This is a genomic window from Pseudoalteromonas sp. Angola-4 (genome assembly GCF_028599265.1).
Classification (GTDB): domain Bacteria; phylum Pseudomonadota; class Gammaproteobacteria; order Enterobacterales; family Alteromonadaceae; genus Pseudoalteromonas; species Pseudoalteromonas atlantica.
This window is the reverse complement of the sequence record NZ_JAQREK010000003.1, coordinates 441,532-465,172: the sequence shown is the minus strand read 5'-3', so window position 1 is coordinate 465,172 and position 23,641 is coordinate 441,532. Positions and strand designations below refer to the sequence as shown.

Genomic DNA, 23,641 nt, shown 5'->3' with positions numbered 1-23,641 from the left:
TAATCTCTATAATAAGCAGTGACAGCGATTGTAAGTGATAGAACAGGTGTTTATCAATTTATAAAATGTGACCCTTTGTGTAAGCAAACTACTGTATATAAAACCGCGAACAACACGCTAAGCTTTAGACCCATAAATAAAGTTTAAAAATTTAGTGGCTTTAAGTCAGTAAAAGTTCGTATGAGTAATGCGCTTTAATTTTTATAATAATGAAATAAATACCAGCTAAAAATTAAAATATGCACGGTTTGCGTTCTTGCTTATTTTTACGTGTAAATTTTAATTGCAACTTATTGATGTTTAAACTGTAATTATGTGATGTATTTTAAACGCTTTGCGGGCTAAAACTTGCGTCTTTTAGGTTTTAGTGCATTAATATAGGTAATAAATAATACAATTACAGTTATTGGATATATAGCATGGTTGAAGGAAAAAAGTATGGGCTGCTAAATGGCACAGCTCAGTCTGTGCGTAGTAAGCTGATCATTACTTTTTTAGTTATTGCTATTGTTCCACTTTGCTTGCTGACCTGGTTTAGCTTACAGCACGTTAATAATACCTTGCAAAAAAATGCAAATGCAGAGCTTCATGAATTAAGCTCTATCGCCTCAGAGTTTGCTAATTTATGGTTTGATGATCACCTTACTGATTTATATACCTTTAAAAATCAGTTTTCTAACTTCCCGCTTGAACAAAGCAAATTAATAAATCATTTTGTTAATCAATATGACTTTGTAAACAGTATAGAAATTATAGCTGCATCGGCACTTAAGCAGCCCATTATCTCGCCTTACGGGCAGATAAACAAAGGTGAGCTTAGTACGCTTATAAATTCGGTTAATACCTCAACGCCAGCCGCTTTTGGCTCTGTTATGTTAAATGGCAAACAGTTTAATATTGTGGCTATGCCTTTGCTTAATGCGGCGCAACAACTAGAGGGTGTAATTCTCACAGAAGTAAATATTAATGGCCTTTTAAAAAGCTTAAACACCATTCACAACATGCACAACGAAGTGAGTTTTTTTGTACTACATAATAATAAAATAGAGCGCTCTTCAGTAACAAATGCAGATGAGGCGCCTGTTTTTTCGCAAACGGCACTCACCAGTAAGCAAGTGTTTGATTACGCCAGTGCCAACGGCACGACATACCATGCATATATTAGTGATTTAAATTTTTTAGGTGTGCAAGGGTGGCAACTTTTAGCAGCAAAACCTTTGCATATTATGCTCAAAGACTCTACTTATTATAAGCAGCTGGCTATTTTTACAAATGCAGTTTCTTTACTTCTCATTTTATGCGCAGCGTGGTGGTTTAGTCGGCGCTTATCTAAGCCTTTAATTCAGCTTACCTCAGTAATGGCCCGAATTACCGATGGCGAGAAAGTTAAGGTGCCTACTTTAACTGATAGCCACGAGTTAAATAGGTTATCAGTAGATCTTCAAAAAATGGTGGCATTTAAAGAAGAGCAGCAGAGCATACTGCAAAAGCAGCGCTCTGCTTTGCAAACTGCGTTTAAACAATTGGATGAGCAAAAAAGTGCCCTCGATGAGCATGCCATTGTTGCGGTAACAGATTTAGCGGGCACTATCACTTTTGTAAATAAGAAGTTTTGTGAAATTAGCGGCTATGAAGAACATGAGCTTATAGGCCAAAATCACCGTTTACTTAATTCAGGAAGGCACGACAAAGGCTTTTTTAAAAGCATGTATAAAACCCTTAAACGGGGTGAAGTATGGAACGGCCAAATATGTAATAAAGCAAAACATGGTGGCTTTTATTGGGTAGACACCACCATAGCGCCATTTTTTGATGAGCACGGTAAACCGCAAAGCTATATAGCCATTCGTACTGATGTCACGCCATTAAAATTACAAGAGCTTGAACTTGAGCAGCACAAAACCCAACTTCAGTTAGTCATAGATACCACCGCCGTAGGAATATGGGATTGGTTTATAGATACCAGCAAAGTGACTTTTAATAATCGCTGGGCAGAAATAATAGGCTATAAACTCAGCGAGTTAGAACCTACCACTATTAATACTTGGTATAAGTTTGCACACCCCGATGATTTGGTTATTTCAGAGCAAAAGTTAAAAGCGCACTTTAATGGTGACACTGATTACTATGTCAGCGAAGCGCGAATGAAACACAAAGATGGCCACTGGGTTTGGGTACTCGATACTGCAAAAGTAGTCGACTGGAACCTAGATGGGTCGCCTCGTCGTATGATTGGAACACATTTAGATATTACCGAGCGTAAGCAAATAGAGTCTGAGCTAAAGTATAGCCGCGATCGCTTTGCTTCTTTAGTGGAAAATATTCCAGGGGTTATTTATCGATGTAAGTTCGATAAAGCTTGGACCATGTTGTACATGAGTGACCAAGTAAAAGACATAACAGGCTATACGCCTGATGACTTTATTAATAATAAAACACTAAGCTTTGCCGCTATTATTCACGATGGCGATCAAGATGTTGAGCTGCAGGTAAGTACCTGTATTGCACAAAAGCTGCCCTGGTCTATTGAATACAGAGTAAAAAGAAATGATGGCAGTATTCGTTGGGTACACGAAAAAGGCCAAGCAATTTATGGCGATGACAACGAAGTTCTTTATTTAGATGGCTTTATTTTAGACATTACTGAACGCCATAATACTCAAGTAGAAATTACCCGCCAACAAAACCTGCTTGAAGCAATGAGTAAACAAGGCCAAATTGGTGCATGGGAAATAAACCTTGAAAACCAAACCATGTATTGGTCAGACGAAGTAAAAGTAATACACGAAGTTCCCGACGGGTTTGAGCCTAGCATTGATACTGCCATTAACTTTTATAAGCCAGGAGAGCATCGCGATAAAATTAGCACGTTGTTTGAATGTGCGGTGACTTTAGGCGAAAGCTGGAGTGTTGAGCTGATAATTTTAACTTATACCGGTAAAGAGCGCTGGGTTAAGTCGATGGGGCAGGCGGAATTTAAAGACGGCAAATGTGTGCGTGTTTTTGGCTCGTTTCAAAGTATTGATGCACATAAACGCCTAGAGTTAGAAAGCGAAAAAGCAAACGCCTATAACAAAAATTTAGCGTCATTAACGGTTTCGCCTGAGGTACAAAACAGCGACGTTGCGCAAGTTAAAAAGCTGGCGATAAAGTCGATGGTAGAGGTATTAAATGTTGAGCGTACCTCTATTTGGATATTTAACAAACAGTGCGACGAAATGGCGTGCCATGGTTTATATACTCGAAAAGATGGATTTGTAGATTTTGACGGCGTTCTTAAAAAGGCTGATTTTCCAAGTTACTATGAGGCTATTTTTGAGCAAAACCTAGTGGCGATTGAAGATGTATATACGCATAAGGCAACCATTGAATTTACGCAAAGTTATACTCAACCATTAAATATTCAGTCGATGCTGGATGCGGTTATTTCATCTGGCGATGGAAATTTAGGTATTTTATGCGCAGAAACTGTAGGGGTTAAGCACACTTGGACGCAAAGCGAAGAAACCTATTTGCGTTCTTTGGCTACGTTAGTCGGTAGTACCTTGGTCTCGCAAAAGCGTAAAGAAACCGCTGAAAAGCTAAAGGTTGCTTTAGTGCAAGCACAAGATGCTGCTATAGCAAAAAGCCAGTTTTTAGCAACCATGAGCCACGAAATTCGTACACCGATGAATGGCGTACTAGGTATGTTAGAGCTGGTAGAGTTAGAGCCATTAAGTAAACCAATAGAAAAAAAGGTCGCTATTGCTAAAAGCAGTGCTCATTCTTTACTTGGCGTTATTAACGATATTTTAGATTTTTCTAAGGCGGAAGCAGGCAAAGTTGAGCTTGAGCATATACATTTTAATGCGCGCGACTTAATTGGCGAAATAGCCGAGGCACAGGCCTTTACCGCACAAGAAAAAGGCATTGAGATTATTTTAGATTTAGTCTCCTTGGAGCCTTCACATTTAATGGGCGACCCCGGGCGCATACGCCAAGTGGTAACCAACTTAATTAGTAATGCGGTTAAATTTACCAGTCAGGGTGAAGTGGTGGTGAGCGCATCTATAGAAAAAACTGACCAAGACCTACTGCTAAATATAAAAGTAAAAGACTCAGGAATAGGCATAACCGAAGCAAAACAACAGCAATTATTTACCCCTTTTTCGCAAGTGGATGCATCAACCACGCGAGAATACGGAGGCACGGGGCTAGGGCTTGCTATATGTAAACAGTTATGTGAGCTAATGAATGGTAAAATTTCACTGGCGAGCGAACCTGGCAAAGGCAGCGAATTTACTGCAACCATGCAAGTGGCTGAAGGCATCGAAAAAGAACGTATCATCCCTAATATAAATATGAGTTCGTTAAATGTATTAGTGGTTGATGATAACGAGACAAACCGCTTAGTTATCTCTCAGCAATTAGGGCATTGGGGGGCTAATGTTACGCTTGCTAGTAGTGCAAAACAGGCGCTTGAACTATGTGCGCAGCGCATAGAAAATAATCAGCCTATGTTTGATATTGCCGTGCTAGACATGCAAATGCCAGAAATGGATGGAATGGAGCTGTGTAAAGTGCTTAAAGCACATGATGACTATAAAGCCATGCCATTAGTAATGATGACCAGTATTGCAGGTATGGAAGGCGCTCAGCGCTACTCAAAAATTGGTTTTCAGGCTTATTTTCCTAAGCCGGTTACAACCGCCGATTTAATTTCTGCTTTATCGGTTATTACAAGTTCAGACAGCACCGAGCCCCTTCCTTTGGTGACCCCTGGGTATATTTCGTCACTCAGAAAAGAAAAATCAGACACACCTGCAAAAATTTTATTAGTTGAGGATAACCCCGTTAATCAGCATGTTTCTACACTGATGCTTAAAAAGCTAAATTGCGAAGTAATACTGGCGCAAAATGGTCAAGAAGCCATACATACCTTAAGCGAGCATAACGAAGGGTATTTTGATTTAGTGTTAATGGATTGCCAAATGCCGGTAATGGATGGCTTTGACGCCACGGCTAATATACGAGACGGTATGGCAGGGGATGAGCACAAAGCAATAAAAATAATTGCCCTAACCGCCAATGCAATGGACTCAGATAAAGAGCGTTGTATTAATGCCGGTATGGACGACTACTTAACTAAACCCATTCAGCTTGATATTTTAAAAGAAAAAATAGAGCAGTACTTTTAGGATTAATAACATGAGTAAGCAAATACAAATACGCGACGCTAAAAAAAGCGATGCGCCAACCATTTTACAGTTTATTACCGAACTGGCCATTTACGAAAAAGAACCCGATGCAGTAATAACAGATGAGCAGGCAATTATAAAAACGCTGTTTAGTGAGGGGGCAACAGCACACAGTGTTATTTGCCTTGAAGATGATGAGCCTATTGGCTTTGCGGTGTATTTTTATAATTACTCTACCTGGCTGGGTAAAAATGGCTTATATTTGGAAGATTTATACGTAAGCCCCGATAGCCGTGGCAATGGTGCGGGCAAACTAATAATGAAACACCTTGCTAATAAAGCCATAAAAAACGACTGTGGACGTTTTGAGTGGGTAGTATTGGATTGGAATAAACCCGCTATAGATTTTTATAATAGCATTGGGGCAAAAGCCCAAAACGAATGGATAATCTACCGCCTAGCAGACCAAGACTTGCTCGATTTTGCAGAGCAATAGTGATACTAAAACGCTTAATTAAGTGGGTTAGTATGATACTTTTTAAAAGCAGATGAGTGCCGAAAACGGCCAGTATTTGCTTTAAAAATTGTTATGCTGAGGTACGTTTTATTGATTAAGACCCTACATGAATAATCAGTATTGGCAAAAAGCACGGCAAAGCCGCGATGCACGATTTGATGGCTTATTTTACGTTGCGGTAAAAAGCACCGGCATTTATTGTCGGCCAATTTGCCCCGCGCCCACCGCTCAAGAAAAAAATGTGGTGTATTATCAATATGCGCACAACGCAGCGCAAGCAGGCTTTAGACCGTGTATACGCTGCAGACCCGATAGTGCTCCGGGCAGCGCTGCTTGGCAGGGGGTAAAAACAACCGCGCTCAGAGCTAAGCAGTTAATTGATTTAGGTGATAGCTGTAATTGCGAAATGCTAGCTACTCGTTTGGGTATTACCAGTCGATATTTGCGACGCATATTTAATCAGCACTTTGGTGTGTCTGTTACTCAGTATCGGTTATTTAACCAATGTCAGTTTGCTAAAAAGCTCATTCAAGAGACCACATTACCTATAACCGATATTGCATTTGCCGCTGGGTTTAAAAGTGTGCGACGTTTTAACGATGCTTTTTTACAACAATTAAATATAGCCCCATCAAAGCTCAGAAAATCAAAAAAAGAGGCAACCCCTGTGATTGTATTAACTCTCCCTTTTAGACCTCCTTACAATTGGCAGGCTTTGCACAGCTTTTTGTCAAAGCGGTTAATAGAGCCTATGGAGTGGATAACCCCAACCAATTACGGGCGAACATTTAAGCTAAAAGGGGCGGTAGGTTATTTTAATGCGCACTTTAAGGCGCAAAATAACCATTTTAAAGTTGAAATAGTAATAAATAATACCGAGCACTTACAAAAAGTAATTAATAACATACGCCGTGTACTTGATGTAGATGCCGATATAAACCCTATTGAAAGCCACTTAAAAAACAGTATTAATGGGGCATTTACATTAAGTGAAGGGCTACGCTTACCTGGGATATGGTCAAGCTTTGAAGCGGGGATCCGCGCTGTATTGGGTCAACAAGTTAGCGTGGGGGCAGCGCACACTTTAGTTACAAAGCTGGTCGCAGAGCGAGGCGATAAACACGCAGGTAAAGTGTATTTTCCACAGCCTGAGGATTTAGCGACATGCGACTTTGAATTTTTTAAAATGCCGCAATCGCGCAAAAATGCATTAAAAAATTTATCTAAGTACTGCGCTGATAACCCCGATAACAGGGTTTTGGATAATTGGCTCGATATAAAAGGCATAGGCCCGTGGACTGTTAACTACGCTAAACTGCGCGGGCAAAGTAACCCAGATATACTATTAGCCGGCGATCTCGGGGTAAAAAAGGCGCTGATCAATGCTAAGCAATTTAACCCAGAGCTGAGCGCTCCATTTCGCTCGTACTTAACGTTTCAACTATGGCAGCAACTTTCATGATTATACAGACCGCAATTTCGAGTCCGATTGACGATGTTATTATTCAAGCGACTGAAAACGGGGTGAGCTATGTTGGTTTTTACCCAAAAACACACTACACCCATACACCCGTTGAGCAAGTAACAAATGAAGCGGTTTTAATCTGCGTAAAGCAATTAAACGAATACTTTAATGGTCAGCGAAAAACCTTTAAAGTGCCATTAGATACGCAAGGTACGCCTTTTCAAAATGGTGTGTGGCAAGCGTTGCTCAGCGTCCCTTTTGGCAAAACCATGACCTACGGCGATATAGCTAAACAATTAAATAACCCTAAGGCGGTAAGAGCAGTCGGAGCTGCAAATGGCAAAAACCCCATTAGTATTATTGTGCCATGCCATCGAATTATTGGTGCAAACTCAAAGCTTACTGGGTACGCTGGTGGCCTTGAGAGAAAAAGTTGGCTACTAAAGCATGAAGGGATAATTTAACTGTTACAGCACTGGCAGCTTTGTTATCACAAGCTACAATTTACATTATTTACTAATAAAAATTATTATGAGTATCAGCAGCTTAAATTATTTATTTATATTTGGTTTGATGTTTTCTTCAGCAGTGTTTGCTAACCCACAAACACTTATATTTTGCTACGAAGATAAAGACGTTGCACCTATGTTTTTGGGCATTGGGCAAGAGGTACCTATAGATAACCCTGGCGCCTCAATTGAAATTTTAAAGCAACTGGATGCCGACATACCCAATGTGGATATTTCATTTGTTAGAAAACCATGGCGCAGATGCCTAAACGATTTAGAGCTCAACCGTGTTAATGCCGTTATTGCCAGCTATCGTGATGGGCGTGAACGTTTTGCTGTGTACCCTACAAACGAAAAAGGGGTGTTGCTAGAAAAATTTGCAGTGAGTCGTTTTAGTAGCTGTTTAATAGGGCGGGCTCGTTTTCATAAACAATGGCAAACACGTGAAGTATTTCAAAATAAAGCGTTCACTATCGCCATTCCTAATGGCTATGGCTTAAACAGCGCGCTAAAAGAAGAGCCTTTTTATATTCATAATACTTTTTCAAAAGACAAAGCATTTGAATTACTTGATAAAGGAGTGGTACAGGCAAGTGTTGATTTATGCCAAGTAGATGACTTAAAAGTGTCGAGCTATCAACATAAAGGGAGCGATGTAAAACCCCTTTACCCACCTTATGAAACAACCGACGGTTATTTAATTTTTTCAAAGCAGTTTTACCAGCAAAATAGCCAGCTTAGTAAAGAGATATGGCAATGGTTAGCGCGCTTTGACAGTGCACAAATTTATATAAAATACTTGCAAGCTGTTGAGTAGTAAGAAAATCAAAGTGCTTATTAACTAAAATAGCGATATGAAATTGGTATTAATCGCATATTAAGGTAGCATAAGCGCACTTTTTATCTTAAGGCACGGCAATGGCTCAATTATACTTTTACTACTCTGCGATGAATGCGGGTAAATCAACCACCTTATTACAATCTGCGTTTAACTATCGTGAGCGCGGTATGGAGCCAGTTATTTTAACGGCTGCAATTGATAACCGCTCTGGTGTAGGAAAAGTATCGTCTCGTATCGGGCTGCAAGCTGATGCGCATATATTTGATTCGTCAAAAAATGTTTTTGAGCTGATCCAAAATCTGCAAAACGAAAAAAAGCGCCATTGTGTATTGGTTGACGAATGCCAGTTTTTGTCTAAAGAGCAAGTTATGCAGCTGACTGATGTGGTTGACGAACTTGGTATTCCGGTATTGTGTTATGGCCTGCGAAGCGACTTTAGAGGTGAGTTATTTATTGGCTCTCAGTACTTGCTAGCATGGGCCGATAAACTGGTTGAGCTTAAAACAGTGTGCCATTGCGGCCGTAAAGCCAATCATGTATTGCGTACAGATGAAAACGGCAATGCCATTGCCGATGGTAACCAAGTAGAAATTGGCGGCAACGACCGTTATGTGTCGGTGTGCCGCAAGCATTATAAGGCTGAGTTAAATATGGGCCGCTAAGGCTCGTATAAAAGTATCTATATCATCTTGGTTTATATCAAGATGAGTGACTAGCCTAAGCTGTTTGCTTGGGCTAATTAATATGCCTTGTTGTGCTAATTGCTCGCTAATAAGCGCTATATTTAACTCACTTGAATAGCGCGCATACACCATGTTGGTGGTGTTACTCATATCAACGCTAAACCCATCGAGTTCGTTAAGCTTACTTGCTAAATAACGCGCATTAGCGTGATCCTCTTTTAAGCGAGAGACGTTATTTTCAAGTGCGTATTGCCCCGCGGCTGCCAGCATTCCGGCTTGGCGCATGCCACCACCGAGTACTTTTCTCCAGCGCCGTGCTTTTTTGATAAGCGCCTTTGTGCCCAGTAATAGCGAGCCAACGGGAGCACCTAGCCCTTTTGATAAGCAAATTGAAACAGAGTCAAAGTGCTGGGTAATATCTGTAATATCAACGTTTAATTCAACCGCCGCATTAAACGCACGTGCGCCATCTAAGTGCAGAGCTAACGAGTGCTCATTTACAAAATGACGTGCTTTGGCTAAGTAGCTAAGGGGGAGCACTTTTCCGCCTATGGTGTTTTCAAGGCTAAGTAAGCGGGTGTTGGCAAAATGGCTATCGTTTGGTTTTATTGCTGCGGCAATTTTATCAAAGCAGAGGCTGCCATCGGGTTCATTCTCAATCGGTTGTGGTTGAATAGAGCCTAATACTGCAGCGCCACCGCCTTCAAATTTATAGTTATGGGCATTTTGCCCGCAAATATATTCATCTCCGCGTTCGCAATGAGCCATAAGCGCAAGTAAGTTAGCTTGCGTGCCAGAGCTACAATAAAGTGCGGCTTCAAAGCTAAAACGCTCACATGCATAGGCTTCTAATTGGTTTACGCTAGGATCATCCCCGTACACATCATCGCCTACTGGCGCGCTATACATTACATCGCGCATGGCTTTTGAAGGTTTAGTAACCGTGTCTGAGCGAAAATCTATCATGGTTTTTATTCCTTTATTAAGTACTACAGGCTTTATTGTTTTTATGGGTTTAAACAAGCTCTTCAAAAATTTGTTCACGGGTGGCTTTATCAAAATAACTCCAGGCAATAAAGCGACTTACTTTTTGCCCTTGTGCCATGTCTATAATTTTATATTCGGCAATAGGGAGGGTGCTTAATTTATTTTCTAACACTTTAAGTGTTTCTTTTTTTGAAACCAAGGAAGTAAACCATATTACTTGCTCTGCAAATTGCTCACTTTGAGCAATCATATTGCTAATAAACTGTGCTTCGCCGCCCTCGCACCATAGCTCATTATTTTGCCCGCCAAAATTAAGGGTGTTTTTAGGCGATTTTCCTAAGTTTTTCCATTTGCGCTGCGACCCTTTATTGGCCTCTTCTGCGCTTGCGTGAAACGGGGGGTTACACAGGGTTAAATGAAATAAATCTTTTTTATTTATAATGTTTTCAAAAATAGATGATGTGTTTTTTTGGTGTTTTAGGGTTATTTTTAAACCATTAAATTGGGCGATTTGCTTCGCTATTTTTATAGAATTTGCATCGATGTCGCTACCAGTAAAGTGCCAGTTGTATTCATGATTACCCGTTAACGGGTAGACCAAATTGGCCCCTGTGCCAATATCGAGCACCTTAATTTGCCTGCCAGTTGGAATATTTTGTTGGTTGTCGTCGCTTAATAAGTCTGCCAAGTAATGAATGTAATCAACGCGACCAGGAATAGGAGGGCAAAGATTATGCTCAGGAATATCCCAAAAATCTATTTTATAATGCGCTTTTAAAAGCGCTTGATTAAGCGTTTTTACTGCTGTGTTATTGGTAAAATCAATGCTTTTACTCCCCGCAGGGGTGACGATGATGAAAGGGGTTAACGCATCGTGCTTATCACATAGCATGTCTAAATCGTAGCCATGTAAATGTTGGTTGCGTGGGTGGAGCTTGTTAGAGACTTGTTTTGATTTCATAGCATTAATTTAGCAATTAAATAATGGCGCAATTGTATCAAATGCCCCACTAAAAAGTGCAACCATTTACTTTAGAATTAACAGTGGTACTGGTAGGATGAGTGGCTAAAAATAATAAAGGAAAATTTGTGGCAATAACACAGCACTCACATTTTGTTCAACTAGGCAATCAGCAAACGCTACATTTACGCCGTATAGCAAACGACAAGCAAGCGGGCCCCGTGGTGTTTTTTATGCACGGCGCAGTAGAAAACGGCAAAATTTTTTATACTCATAGCAATAAGGGGCTAGCTCCTTATTTGGCTGAGCAAGGCTACTGCTGTTATGTAGCAGACCTGCGCGGGCGTGGAGAGAGCAAGCCGCTTATTTCGGAGCAGACTAAATATGGTCAAACAGAGGCAATAGTAGAAGATATCCCCGCCTTTATTAATTACATTGAACAATTTGAGGGTAAAAAGCCAGACTATTGGGTTGCTCACTCTTGGGGGGGCGTTTTAATGAATAGCGTTTTTGCACGTTTTCCTGAGTATTTAAAAGAGGTTAAAGCGTGTGCTTATTTTGGCTCTAAACGCTCTTTGTTTAACAATCACCCTAAAAAGTTACTACAAGCAAATGTAATTTGGTACTTTATGGCGCCCATATTGGCTAAAAAACAGGGGTACTTAAACGCAAAAGGCTATAAGTGGGGCAGCGATAACGAATCGCAAAAGTCGCATTATCAGAGCATGCAGTGGGCTAAAAAAAGGCCATGGATAGATAGCGATGATGGTTTTGACTATGCAAAAGCCTTAGCTAAAGTGCAGGTGCCTCCTACACTACATATTGGCGCTGTAAACGATAAGGCTCTTGCGCAGCCTATTGATATTAAAAAGTTTATGGCAGAGTCCGGACCTGGAAAACAAACCCTTAAAATTTATGGCAAGCGCCATGGTCATAGTGTGGATTACGATCATATTAATATGCTTACTCACCCTCAGGCACGGGATGAGCAATTTAAAGATGTTGTAAGCTGGTTTAACGAACACAGTTAGGCAATTAGGCTCATTCAAATTGTTTTAAAAACGGTGTTTTATAGCGCTCCCAATGCGCAAGTGCCTGTGTATTAATTGGCTGCCTAATGGCTTGTTTGCTTAATGTGCTAACAGCAGCCTTACGCTTATAAAATGCTAAGCATTGCGGTTCATATTCACACCCTAAAAACGAAAATAAAGCACTTAGCTGCGACTCAGGCTCGGCAACTATTTGCTCATAATGAATATCGTATAGCGGTAATGAGGGCAGGCTGCGCCAATGATCCATTAATTTTGCATACAACGCATGGTAAAGTTTGAATTCTTTTAAATCACAAAAGTACGGCTCATTTTCGGCAAAATAGTTACTGAACACCGAAAAAGCAGTGGCGTTAAAATCCCTACTTAAATTAATAAATTTAGAATTAGGGAACAGCAAGTAAATTAAGCCAATAGACTGATAGTTACTCGGTAGCTTATTAATAATGAAAGGGCGTATAGGCTGTGCTTTTTTTAATTCTTCAATATAAATATTGCGAGCTTTTGCGATTAAATCGTTACTAAGTGCGCTTAAGCATTGCGGGTAAGGGGTTTGCGTTTGCTGCTCTATAAATGCCACCACTTGGTTAGCAATACTGGTGTTTTCACCTAATGTGGCAAACTGTGAGTGGCAGGCCATCATTTGCTCAAGTAAGGTTGAGCCGCTGCGGGGCATACCAATAATAAACACGGGCGTAATAGTGCCGGTAAAAGTGTGATCGGCAGATGCAATTAGCTGTTGTGTATTATGCGTTATAATTGCTTCATAAAAAGGCACTAAGTCACTGGTTTTAAAGTGAGTAAGCTTTTTTTGAAGTTTGTTGGCAAGCACATAATAGTTAAATGCTTGCTCTGTATCTTCTAGTTTGTCGTAGCTTTTTCCTAACGCGTAGTAACACACCATTTTTAAACGCACGTTATTCGTTTGCGTTAAAAAGTGGTGCAGGTTGCTCACATAATTATGTTCTTTATTGAAACGGCCTAATTGTACTAGTTCAAATAAAATATAGGCAGTTACGGGGTAAAGCCCCATGCTTAGCGCATGCGCAAATGTGGTGTGTGCTTTGTCTAATTCGCCGTAGCTTAAATAATGCTGAGCTAAATAATAATGAGGCTCTGGGTTATGGCTTGCAAGGCTTTTAGCATATTCGAGTACTTTAAGCGCATCATTAGGGGAATTAACGCCGTTAAATGCATCGGCAAGGGCGTGCAGTGGCTCAAGCATATGGGGTAAACGTTCGCATGCTTTTTGTAATAAGTATACCGCTGCATCAAAGCGCTCTAACCTAAGTGCTATCCTGCCTAAACCAAATAATGCTTCGCCGCTTTGCGGGTTACTATTTAAAATTGCTTTAAAATGAAACTCGGCTTCTTTGAGTTTATTTTCTTGTAATAATTGATTGGCTTTTTTAATTAGCATGATGAGGCATTATTGTTTTTTAATTAATATAAAATAAAAAAGGCGAAATGTCTTAACATTTCGCCTTGGTTTATCATGAAAAAATATTAGAAAGTATAGGTTGCTTTCGCGTAGTAGAAGCCACCGTTAATACCGTATGGAGACGTTTCGTAGTATTGGCCACCCCAGTTATTGTTAGGGATACCCGTACGGTCTTCAAAATCAAGTTTTTCAGCGTCTTGGTCAAAGATGTTTTGTGCACCTACCGAGAAACTAATAGACTCATTCAGGAAGTACGTTATTTCAGCGTCAATAGTTACTGCTGCATCAGCTGTTTTTGCTGTTGCATCGTAATCTACGTGAACACCTTGGTATTCGCCGTAGTAATTAGCACGGGTAAACATTGAAAAAGATTCCCACTGCTGTGCCCAAGTAAGCGTTGCACGGTGGTTAGGTAAATCTTCTTCTAAACGCTTAACTTTAAACTCACCGGTAATGTCGCTGAACTTAGTTACCTCAGTTTCATTCCAGTTGTAAGCAAGGCTAAATGTAGAGCTTCCGCCTAACATGTCAGCTGTGTAGTTTGCTACTAAGTCAATACCTTGCGTTGTTGTATCAAAGTCATTAGTGAAAAAGCTTACTTGTGCATAGCTTTGCGCATTTGGTACGCCTGCTGCTTCTAACGTGTCTTTATCATCTTGGCTAAGTACAATTTTTTCAGATTGGCTGATACGGTCATCAACTTCAATATTGTAGTAATCAAGTGTTACAAATAAATCCCCAATAGTGTAAACCGCACCTAGTGTGTAACTTTGCGATTCTTCTGGCTCAAGCTCTGTACCACCTAATTGCACTGCAATTGGGTTTGTTGGTGGTAAAAGTGCTGAATCTTGTAATACACCATCACTTAAGTTTGTTTGTACGTTACTAACGTTCGCTTGGCCAACAGTAGGGGCACGGAAACCTGTGCTTACTGAGCCACGAATATTTAGATCTTCAGTTACGTGGTACTGCGCCATTACTTTGTAGTTTGTTGTTGTACCAAAGCTGTCGTAATCTTCAAAACGTACCGCAAGGCCCATTAAGAATTCTTCTGTAAATGGTGCTTCGATATCTACATAAGCTGCGTAGTTACGGCGTGTATATTCGCCTGCATCAGAAGGTTTGAAACCAGGGAAACCATTAGAGCCAATACCAAAACCTTGCTCAGTTAAAGGACCTGCAGTGAATGATGCTTCATCACCTGAAATTACAGTAAATGTTTCTTCGTGCCATTCTAAACCACCGGCAATATTTACATCGTACGCTAGGTCAAAATCAAAGCCTTTAGAAAGGTCAAAGTTAAAGTTTTTCTCTAGTTGCTCATATTTACCTGGGCTAAAATCACGTGGGCTGTCTGCACCTAATGACGCATTAACCGTGTCGTAAATAAAGTAGCGAGATTCGTTTAAACCCACCGTACCACTTAAATCGTAAAATGCATCTTTAAGGAAACCACCCGTAAACATACCCTTTGTACCAATAGTTAAAGAGGTATCGGTAATGTTGCCACCAAAGTTAGGTGTAAAACCACCAGGAATGATTTCGTTAAATGCAAAACAATCAGGGTTATTAGCAACACCGCTAATGTAGTCTGGGTTATCTAGTACGTTGTCATCAATTGCGATAGTTGGACAGTTACCGCTCATGTCTTCTGTTAAATCGGCAACAAGCAGTGTTTCACCGCCATCGTTTGAGTATACACCTGGGCGAGTATGCGGGTTACGGTAGTAAAAACCACCACGTACATCACGCTCAGAGTAGTTACCAAACATATAAAATTCTGAATCGTTTGTTAGTTCTAAACCAAAGTTACCAAAAATTGAAATGTCGTCATCAACCTCTGGGGCACCCCAAACTTGCGCAAGCGAAGACACTTCTGGTACGCCTGCAGCAGAAAGTGCGGCTGCATCAGGGCGTTGCTCTGAGCGACTTGTTGCATCTGCTGTTTTATATTGAAAACTTAAGTTAGCAAAACCGTTGTCTGTGAATGGTAAGCCTACGTTACCCGATATCTGTGTTGTATCACCGTCGCCTTCGTAGTATTGACCATGGCGTACTTCAAATTTACCGCCTTCAGAGGCATCTTTAAGTTGGAAGTTCATTACACCTGCGATTGCATCTGAGCCGTATTGTGCTGCTGCACCATCACGTAGTACTTCTACTTGCTTAAGTGCAATGCTAGGAATAACTGAAATATCAGCGCCTTGTGCGCCATCGTTAATACCACCACCTAAAAATGCAATAACAGAAGCACGGTGACGGCGTTTACCGTTTAAAAGGATTAATGTGCTGTCTGAAGGTAAGCCACGTAAGTTAGCTGGGCGAACTAGTGATGCAGCATCACTGATTGGGTTTTGGTGAACATTAAAAGAAGGAACAGAGCCTTTAAGTAGCTCTAGCATGTCTGTGTTACCAGACTTTTCTAGCTCTTCACCGCCAATAATATCAATAGGAACCGGTGAATCACCAATAGAGCGTGGCGCTGAGCGAGTACCCACTACGGCAATTTTTTCAACGTTTTTATTAACTTTAGTTTCACTTTCTTCTGCTGCAACAGCAGAACCTGAAATAAACAAACCTGCGGTGGTTGTTGTTGCTAATGCAAATTTAATTGCTTGATTTAGCGCGTTGCTTTTAAGTTTCATTCTAATTTTCCCCAGTTAGAATATATTTTGTACGTAATGCAGTAATTAACATTACTTATTTATAATTTTGGACGTATTCACATGGGGATAAAGAGTCAACCTACTCGACTTCTTAAAGCTAAAAGCCCACCTCATGTGAAGTCCTATGTACAGACTATACATAAAAAACTTTCAGGGCAATTAATAATTAACTCTTTAATAACAAAAAGTTCAAAATAAAATATATTTGCAACAATGGTGCAGTATGTAACTAATTTGAACTAATAAAGTGCGGTTTTATCGCTTTTGCGAAGATTTAATGCGCGAAGTGGGTGGGTGGATGTTATCAACTTGTTTCTTTTTGTGAGGCAGGTGGTGTGTTTTGCGCTTGCCAGTCACGATATTTTTGTCTGTATTCGTCCCACACGCAAGGGCTACAGCTACCTCCGCCGCAGCATTCATCAGGCTGTGGTTTTTGGGGTTTGAGGAGTACTATTATTTGTTTGTTTTGCATAAAAATGAGCTTGTGAGCACTGTTATGGTGCAAAAGAGTAAAGTATAGGGCGTATTAAGTAAATTATTCTTGTGTAAAACCCTTTATGTGTGAAAATAAAGGGTATGCGATTATATAAAGTTATTCACCGTGCGCCTTGGCGGGTAGTTAAAATTAGTAAAAAGCGCCAACAGCTTCGCTTTCGTCGTGCAATGGTGGCGCTAAAAATTGCTCTTGCGCAAGAAAGGCAAGAAACCATAGAAATGCTCACCATTTATAGGCGTTACACGCAAGGGCAAACCAGCAAAGAAGAGTTAAAGCGTGCTAATGAGCAGTTTGTAGATATTTTAAAAGGGCTTGGCTTAGGTGTATTTGCCGTACTGCCGTTTGCCCCTATTACTATTCCATTGGTTGTAAAGCTAGGCAGAATGGTAGGTGTAGATGTATTGCCCAGCTCGTTTAACATTAATAAACCAGTTAAAGAGCTAGACGCTGAAATAGTTAAAGAGGATTTAAAACAACACACTAAAGCGCCAAATAAAGAATAAATCTGGCTAAAATTAGCTATACCTTTTAGCCGGTCTTATTGGTATGCTTTGAGCTACCATTTTTTATTATGTGAGCTTTTCAATGAGTGCATTACTTCGTCATACTTCTTCTGGTATTCCTTTATCTTTTATTCTTAAAAACGAGTTAACTGACTGGCAATCACAACAACCGGCTTTTATCCAAACATGGTTAACAAATAGCGGCTTTGAGAAGCAAGGTTTAGCGCTTGTGCCTGACGCGCAAACCGGTGAGCTAAGCCACGTTTATTGTATATTACAAAGCCAAAATGATTTTTGGGCCGCAGGCGAGCTTGCCAATAAATTACCGCTGGGCACGTATCAAATTCAAGGCGATGATGCCTTTATAGAGCAAGTCGCGCTTGGTTTTGTGTTAGGCGGCTATGAATTTAGTGAATATAAAGAAAAACCAACGGCCAAAGCACAATTAGCCATTGCCGATGAAGCGCTGTATCAGCGTATTAAGCAACAAGCCGATGCCATTTATTTAGCGCGTGATTTAGTAAACACACCTGCGGTAGATATGATGCCGCAGCATTTATCGCAAGTAATGGAAGATTTAGCCAATAATTACAACGGTGAATTTACCCAGTGGATTGGCGATGAGCTACTTGAGCAAAATTACCCAACAATACACATGGTCGGGCGCGCGAGCGAAAATAAACCGCGTTTACTTGATTTAAAATGGGGCGATGAAAACGCACCACTTATTACCTTAGTCGGTAAAGGGGTATGTTTTGACTCTGGCGGGCTTGATTTAAAACCAAGCTCGGGCATGCGTAACATGAAAAAAGACATGGGCGGGGCAGCGCACGTTATTGCTTTAGCGCAGCTAATTATGGCGGCTAATTTACCAATTAGACTGCGTGTTTTAGTGCCTGCGGTTGAAAATGCGGTATCGCGAAATGCATTTCGCCCAGGTGATGTAATTAAAACGCGTAAAGGCATTATGGTAGAAATAGACAATACCGACGCAGAAGGGCGTTTAGTATTGTGTGATGCGCTTAACGAGGCACAAAACGATAACCCTGAGCTAATTATTGACTTTGCGACCCTTACCGGTGCTTGTCGTGTTGCTTTAGGTACTGAGCTGCCGGGCTTTTTCTCAACAGAGCGCGATGTAGCAAATGGTATTATTGATGCCGGTATGGATGTAAGCGACCCAGTATGGCAATTGCCTTTATTTGATCAGTACAAAAGCTTTTTAAAGAGCGATGTAGCCGATATGGCAAACTGTGCCAGCACACCATTTGGTGGTGCAATTACCGCGGCGCTTTATTTAAAAGAGTTTGTAGAGCCAACCACACCCTGGGTACATTTTGATGTAATGGCGTGGAATTTACGTGCATTACCTGGTCGCCCAACTGGCGGCGAAGCGTTAGGTATTCGTGCAGTATTTAATTACTTGCAAAGCCGCTTTAAATAAACCTTGTTATACGAGGGTTATACCTCGTATAACTCAAGCGGTAAGTTATCTGGATCGGCAAAAAAGGTGAATTTTTTGCCGGTTATTTCATCCACTCTTATCTCTTCCACAGTTATATTTTGTGACTCTAAATACTGCTTTGCTTGGGCAACGTTTTTAACTTTAAATGCTAAATGCCTTAAGCCTTGCGCTTCTGGGTAGCTTGGTCTTGCAGGTGCTCCATCAAACGAAAATAACTCTATTTGGCTGCCATCAGGCATCGCTAAATCTAATTTATACGAATTACGCGCGGCCCTAAAGTGCTCGTTAATAACTTTAAGTTTAAGTACGTTACTATAAAAGTGCTTAGAGCGGGCGTAGTCACTGCAAATAACAGCAGCATGATGAATGCCTAATAGTTCCATATAGTTAGTTCCATGTAGTTAGCTCCATGAGTTTGTTCTTCTAAAAAAACAAAAACGCACTAAAAAGTGCGTTTAATTTTTATGTGCTTTTAAAACTTTTAGCTAGGCTCAGCGTCTTTGCAGGCTTTAACTGCGGGGGCTACAAGCTCAAGGCCTGTTAGCTCACACGGTGGCAAAGTTGCATCACTTACTTTAATCGGCGTTACACGCTCGCCCCATTTTATATAGCTTGCTGCCCACGTTAAACCTGCGCCAAACGCTGCCGACATAATATTTGAATGCGGCTTAATTAAGCCTTGCTCTACGGCTCCACATAACGCAATAGCAATCGTAGCGGCTGAGGTATTACCGTAGTCAGCAATGTTTACCATTACTTTTTCATCCGGCACTTTTAAACGATGCTGAATTGCTTGAATAATACGTAAGTTAGCTTGGTGTGGCACTAATACGTTAATGTCATCAAGGCTTAGGTTGGCTTGCGTTAATACATCATCACACGCTTCGCTCATACCTTTAACGGCACGTTTGAAAATTTCACGGCCTTCAAACAGTAAGTCCGATGGGCCAATTGGCTCATATTTATTTAAATCACTACCAAAGTTGGTGATATGCAAAATGTCTCTGTCTTCACTGTCGCAACCGGTTTTAGTACCAAGTAGGCCTGCGGGTGTATCTGCGGCTTCTAGTACTACTGCGCCTGCGCCATCACCAAATAATACAGCGCTGTCACGGCGTGCCCAGTTTACATACCAGGTCATGCGCTCTGCAGCAATAACCACGGCTTTTTTAATCATACCCGCCTGAATTTGAGCGGTAGCTGCCTGAAGGGCATATAAAAAACCAGAACACGCAGCATTGGTATCCATAGCTGCAGCGCCGGTCGCACCAATGTTTTTTTGTACTAAAGAGGCGGTATTGGCCACCACAGTAGAAGGGGTACACGTTGCTAAAATAACTAAATCGATATCTTTTGCGTCAATCCCTGCACAATCGATGGCGTGCTTTGCGGCAACGGTTGCAAGTTCTGCAGTGCTTACATGGCTAACCCTACGAGATTTAATACCAGTACGTGTGGTGATCCACTCATCGTTGGTATCAACTATTTCGCTAATTTCATCGTTGCTAATGCTTGCTGGTGGAATACATTTACCCCAACCAGTAATATGTGCGTAGGCCATAGTGTGTTCTCTTAAAAAGGTGGTCTGACGTGTATTGCTAATGGGTGAGTTATATCAAAAATTGCCCTTTAAGAGAAGTTATTAACCTGTTTTGTCTCGTAAATAATAGTAATTGTGGGCAATTTAACGTAAAGCTTGTTTAAAGAGTAAGCAAGTATTAAAACTATACGTAGCGATGTGTTAAACAGCATATAATTGAATAGTGCATGATTTTGCAGCTTTACTTAAACGTAAGTGGCTTGCGTTTATGGCACTGCGTTCAAGCTGTTAGCTTGAGTGAATTAAAGTAAGCCGATATTATTAATTACTGCCCGTTTAACGTATAAACACACAAACACGTGGCAATTGCATACATAATAAGGAAGCCCATGAGCAATAAAATAAAAGTGTCGTTGTTTAATCACTTGATTGAGGCCGAACGACAGTTGCTCGACCCTGATGTTCGTCAATCAAGCCATGCATTAAATGCCTTACTTGATGATGAGTTTATTGAAATTGCAGCTAATGGCACCGTATTTGATAAGCAGCACGTACTAACACGTTTACCTACCGAGGTTGTTCCGCAGTTTTATAATCAGCACTTTAAAGGGCGAATGCTTAGCGATGATGTCGCACAAATTAGTTACCAAGCGGCTTATAGGCGCTCAGCCCGAAGTGAGTTTAATTACTCCTTACGTATGTCGCTTTGGCGTAAAAGTAATGAACAATGGAAAATGGTGTTTCATCAAGGGACCCCGTGCGCGCTGTTTACTATATCAATGGATGAAGATTAACTTTTTTAACGTATTAAATTTTATAGGTACATCACACCTTGTTTATGCAAACCGACCCGACCATTAGTCGCCTTTTAATGCTGCGAAGTGGTGCTATTGCTGTGCAGTTAATTGCTGTACTAAGCGTGTATTTTTTATTAGAACACCAAATAGCGTTACTCCCTTTATTATTGGTAATAGCTATAGAGGCGATATTTCAATTAGTAAGCGTATTCGCCTATCGAAATGTTAGCCAAGCGCGCCCTATAGGGATGTTAATGCAGCTCACTGCGGATGTGCTGTTTTTAACTATTTTGCTCTCATTAAGTGGCGGCGCAACCAATGCGTTTGTATCGTTATTATTGCTACCTATCATGATTGCAGCGGTCACCCTTCGTGAAAAAGGACTCGCTTATATCGCCGTACTGGCAATTGCCGCTTATAGTTTTTTACTCATTAGAATGCCCGATCACAGTATGCATCAAATGAATATGAGCGGGCATTTTATAGGCATGTGGGTTAACTTTGTTTTAAGTGCAAGCGTTATCGCTTTGGTTATTGGCGCTATGAGTAGAGCATTAAAGGAGCGAGAGCGCACAATAGCTAAAGCTCGCGAGCAGCAATTGCGCAACGAGCAACTGGTAACCCTAGATGGCGCAGCTGCGCAAATAACCCATCAACTAGCCAGTCCTATCGCTAACTTACAATTACTATTTGAAGAGCTTTTAGAAGAGCAGCCAAATAACCCTGTCGTGGTGCAAATGCAAACACCGCTCAAGCAATGTGCTAGGCAATTAAATGACTTTAGAAAGCTCTCTGCTCAGCTTCGTAATAAAAATACCACCGAGCACATTACAGTAAACCAGCTACAAACGCAGATCACCGATACATTATTACTGCAATACCCTGATCAGCACATTAATTGGTTAAGTGAGCCAATAGCAGTCACCTTAAAAAGTGATGCAATGCTATTGCCTGCTATTCTCAATTTGCTACAAAATGCATGCATTGCTAATCAAAAAAATAACCAAACCCAGTTAGAGCTAAACTTGCAGCAAGATAATCAACACAGTGAAAGTATATATTTGCTAATTCGTGATTTTGGTAGCGGTTTTAGCCAATCACAATTAGCAGAGCTTGGCGGGCAACTTATGCCTAGCAGCCAAGGTATGGGGCTTGCGGTTTTACTTTCTAATGTAACGTTTGAGCGACTAAACGGCTCGTTAACTTTGTATAATCACGCTGGTGGCGGGGCAGTGGCTAAAGTAAAATTAGCCATAGCAAATAATGAGCAATCACTTTCATGAAATTACTTATAATTGAAGACGATATAAACCTAGCCAGTACACTTGCTCGGCGTTTAACAAAACAAGGCTTTAGTTGTGAAGTTGCGCATAACCAAAGTGATGCATTACTCAGTGCACGTAAACACTTACCAGATTTTATTTTGCTCGATATGAAACTAGGTAACGACAACGGCCTTGCCTTAATTAAGCCACTTCGCAGCTTATTACCGCAAGCGTATATTGTATTATTAACAGGGTTTGCAAGCATAGCCACCGCTGTAGAGGCCATGCGTTTAGGCGCTAACGACTACCTTACTAAACCCGTTGATATGGCCACGTTATTAAAGGCCCTAAACGCAGATGTAAATACACAAAATGTTAGTGATGTTGCCACACCAGTTATGTCACCAGAGCGTTTAGAGTGGGAGCATATTCAGCAAGTGCTACGTAGTAATAACGGTAATGTGTCGGCCACTGCGCGGCAACTCAATATGCATAGGCGCACATTGCAGCGTAAGTTACAAAAAAAGCCGGTTCAGAAGTAACCGCTTAAGGGGTATAAAATGAGTGATGATGCGGCTACATTAATGCGTAATCAAAAAATTATATTATTCGATGCACAGTGCAAATTATGTAGTGCGTGGTGTAATTTTATTATTAGGGCCTGTTTATCTTTCGAGGTTAAATTTGCAGCAGCCTGTTTGGTAATTAGGCAAGACAGAGCCTATGTAGTGTGGTTGTTCCCCATAAATAGGCGATAACGTAGCATAAATGCCAAACAGGCGCTGCCCGAAGGGTTTCTGCCTAGGGGTCATTTACTCTTTGTTGCTCGGTTTTTACTTAGCCCACTAGGTTACAAACCTCGCGCCGCGATTAAATGGCCCCTAGATTGAACAAATTTTAATCCTGAAAGGTCAACAGGCCCTAGTAACGATGCCACTGCCATTTTTAAACTGTGCAGCGTGCAGTCCCCAAAAGGTGCACTGCTATTAACTCACTTTGGGTTTTCAACCACACAATACGCCTCAATGGTTTACCTACAAAACGGCAAAGCGTACACGCAAAGTCATGCTTTTTTTGAAGTGGTAAAGCAGCTAGGTTACCCCTATAAATTAGCCACTGTATTTAGTGTTTTACCCAACACCTTTAATAATTGGCTGTACGACAAAATTGCTTTAAACCGCTATACCTTATTTGGCAAGTACAACTATTGCAGAATACCCAATCCAGATGATGCAAAACATTATTTATAATTGATCGCAGGTAAAGAAATTTACTATCG

19 protein-coding genes and 1 pseudogene are annotated in these 23,641 nt (G+C 40.8%); 13 read left to right on the top strand and 7 right to left on the bottom strand.

The window, feature by feature from the left end; translation table 11 throughout:
* Positions 1-419 precede the first annotated feature (419 nt).
* The 6 genes from PSH48_RS06800 (at position 420) to PSH48_RS06775 (ending at position 9,171) form a co-directional block, all read left to right on the top strand.
* Positions 420-5,177 (top strand): PAS domain-containing protein, encoded by a 4,758-nt coding sequence (locus tag PSH48_RS06800; RefSeq protein WP_273611179.1) that lies wholly within the window; start codon positions 420-422, stop codon positions 5,175-5,177.
* Positions 5,178-5,187: 10 nt separating this feature from the next.
* Positions 5,188-5,673 carry a GNAT family N-acetyltransferase gene (locus tag PSH48_RS06795; protein ID WP_273611178.1) on the top strand — a complete coding sequence of 162 codons (486 nt, stop codon included), beginning with the start codon at positions 5,188-5,190 and terminating at the stop codon, positions 5,671-5,673.
* 127 nt (positions 5,674-5,800) lie between these two features.
* Positions 5,801-7,156 (top strand): DNA-3-methyladenine glycosylase 2 family protein, encoded by a 1,356-nt coding sequence (locus PSH48_RS06790; RefSeq protein WP_096042872.1) that lies wholly within the window; start codon positions 5,801-5,803, stop codon positions 7,154-7,156.
* Positions 7,153-7,623 carry a methylated-DNA--[protein]-cysteine S-methyltransferase gene (locus PSH48_RS06785; RefSeq protein WP_273611177.1) on the top strand — a complete coding sequence of 157 codons (471 nt, stop codon included), beginning with the start codon at positions 7,153-7,155 and terminating at the stop codon, positions 7,621-7,623. The genes PSH48_RS06790 and PSH48_RS06785 overlap by 4 nt, the downstream gene beginning before the upstream one ends.
* A gap of 67 nt (positions 7,624-7,690) precedes the next feature.
* Positions 7,691-8,485 (top strand): amino acid ABC transporter substrate-binding protein, encoded by a 795-nt coding sequence (locus PSH48_RS06780; RefSeq protein ID WP_096042874.1) that lies wholly within the window; start codon positions 7,691-7,693, stop codon positions 8,483-8,485.
* 101 nt (positions 8,486-8,586) lie between these two features.
* Positions 8,587-9,171: a thymidine kinase gene (locus tag PSH48_RS06775; RefSeq protein WP_024031955.1), complete on the top strand. Its 585-nt coding sequence runs from the start codon at positions 8,587-8,589 to the stop codon at positions 9,169-9,171.
* Here the strand turns inward: PSH48_RS06775 and ltaE are convergent.
* Together ltaE and rlmF are read right to left on the bottom strand one after the other, a co-directional pair.
* The gene (ltaE, locus tag PSH48_RS06770; RefSeq protein WP_273611176.1) at positions 9,154-10,158 is read right to left on the bottom strand and encodes a low-specificity L-threonine aldolase; all 1,005 of its coding nucleotides are present in this window, start codon (positions 10,156-10,158) and stop codon (positions 9,154-9,156) included. The two genes, PSH48_RS06775 and ltaE, sit on opposite strands and share 18 nt — an antisense overlap.
* A 49-nt stretch (positions 10,159-10,207) precedes the next feature.
* Positions 10,208-11,140 carry a 23S rRNA (adenine(1618)-N(6))-methyltransferase RlmF gene (rlmF, locus tag PSH48_RS06765; RefSeq protein WP_273611175.1) on the bottom strand — a complete coding sequence of 311 codons (933 nt, stop codon included), beginning with the start codon at positions 11,138-11,140 and terminating at the stop codon, positions 10,208-10,210.
* A gap of 128 nt (positions 11,141-11,268) precedes the next feature.
* On the opposite strand from rlmF, the gene PSH48_RS06760 reads away from it, so the two are divergent.
* Positions 11,269-12,171 carry an alpha/beta fold hydrolase gene (locus PSH48_RS06760; protein WP_273611174.1) on the top strand — a complete coding sequence of 301 codons (903 nt, stop codon included), beginning with the start codon at positions 11,269-11,271 and terminating at the stop codon, positions 12,169-12,171.
* Positions 12,172-12,181: 10 nt separating this feature from the next.
* On the opposite strand, the gene PSH48_RS06755 is transcribed toward PSH48_RS06760, so the two are convergent.
* The 3 genes from PSH48_RS06755 to PSH48_RS06745 all read right to left on the bottom strand — a co-directional run bounded on the left by PSH48_RS06755 (position 12,182) and on the right by PSH48_RS06745 (position 16,768).
* The gene (locus PSH48_RS06755) at positions 12,182-13,609 is read right to left on the bottom strand and encodes a tetratricopeptide repeat-containing sulfotransferase family protein (RefSeq protein ID WP_273611173.1); all 1,428 of its coding nucleotides are present in this window, start codon (positions 13,607-13,609) and stop codon (positions 12,182-12,184) included.
* Positions 13,610-13,695: 86 nt separating this feature from the next.
* Positions 13,696-16,275 (bottom strand): TonB-dependent receptor plug domain-containing protein, encoded by a 2,580-nt coding sequence (locus PSH48_RS06750; RefSeq protein ID WP_273608172.1) that lies wholly within the window; start codon positions 16,273-16,275, stop codon positions 13,696-13,698.
* Between the two features lie 325 nt (positions 16,276-16,600).
* Positions 16,601-16,768, bottom strand: coding sequence for an oxidoreductase-like domain-containing protein (locus PSH48_RS06745; RefSeq protein WP_004588779.1), 168 nt, complete (start codon positions 16,766-16,768; stop codon positions 16,601-16,603).
* A gap of 104 nt (positions 16,769-16,872) precedes the next feature.
* Between PSH48_RS06745 and PSH48_RS06740 the strand changes: the two genes are divergently transcribed.
* Positions 16,873-17,295, top strand: coding sequence for a hypothetical protein (locus PSH48_RS06740; RefSeq protein ID WP_024031949.1), 423 nt, complete (start codon positions 16,873-16,875; stop codon positions 17,293-17,295).
* A gap of 82 nt (positions 17,296-17,377) precedes the next feature.
* The gene (locus PSH48_RS06735) at positions 17,378-18,739 is read left to right on the top strand and encodes a leucyl aminopeptidase family protein (protein WP_273611172.1); all 1,362 of its coding nucleotides are present in this window, start codon (positions 17,378-17,380) and stop codon (positions 18,737-18,739) included.
* Between the two features lie 17 nt (positions 18,740-18,756).
* Here PSH48_RS06735 and gloA2 read toward each other — a convergent pair whose 3' ends face one another.
* Both gloA2 and PSH48_RS06725 read right to left on the bottom strand, forming a co-directional pair.
* Positions 18,757-19,143 (bottom strand): SMU1112c/YaeR family gloxylase I-like metalloprotein, encoded by a 387-nt coding sequence (gloA2, locus tag PSH48_RS06730; RefSeq protein WP_024031947.1) that lies wholly within the window; start codon positions 19,141-19,143, stop codon positions 18,757-18,759.
* A 98-nt stretch (positions 19,144-19,241) separates the two neighbouring features.
* The gene (locus PSH48_RS06725; RefSeq protein WP_273611171.1) at positions 19,242-20,321 is read right to left on the bottom strand and encodes a ketoacyl-ACP synthase III; all 1,080 of its coding nucleotides are present in this window, start codon (positions 20,319-20,321) and stop codon (positions 19,242-19,244) included.
* Between the two features lie 368 nt (positions 20,322-20,689).
* Between PSH48_RS06725 and PSH48_RS06720 the strand changes: the two genes are divergently transcribed.
* The 4 genes and pseudogenes from PSH48_RS06720 to PSH48_RS06700 all read left to right on the top strand — a co-directional run.
* On the top strand, positions 20,690-21,094 hold the full coding sequence (locus PSH48_RS06720) for a nuclear transport factor 2 family protein (RefSeq protein WP_004588774.1): 405 nt from the start codon (positions 20,690-20,692) through the stop codon (positions 21,092-21,094).
* A 44-nt stretch (positions 21,095-21,138) separates the two neighbouring features.
* The gene (locus PSH48_RS06715; RefSeq protein WP_273611170.1) at positions 21,139-22,380 is read left to right on the top strand and encodes an ATP-binding protein; all 1,242 of its coding nucleotides are present in this window, start codon (positions 21,139-21,141) and stop codon (positions 22,378-22,380) included.
* Entirely contained in the window at positions 22,377-22,904 is a 528-nt protein-coding gene (locus PSH48_RS06710; protein ID WP_273611169.1) for a response regulator transcription factor, read from the top strand. The genes PSH48_RS06715 and PSH48_RS06710 overlap by 4 nt, the downstream gene beginning before the upstream one ends.
* Positions 22,905-23,297: 393 nt before the next feature.
* A pseudogene (locus PSH48_RS06700) lies at positions 23,298-23,612 on the top strand (thiol-disulfide oxidoreductase DCC family protein); the annotation flags it as partial.
* Between the last annotated feature and the right edge of the window lie 29 nt (positions 23,613-23,641).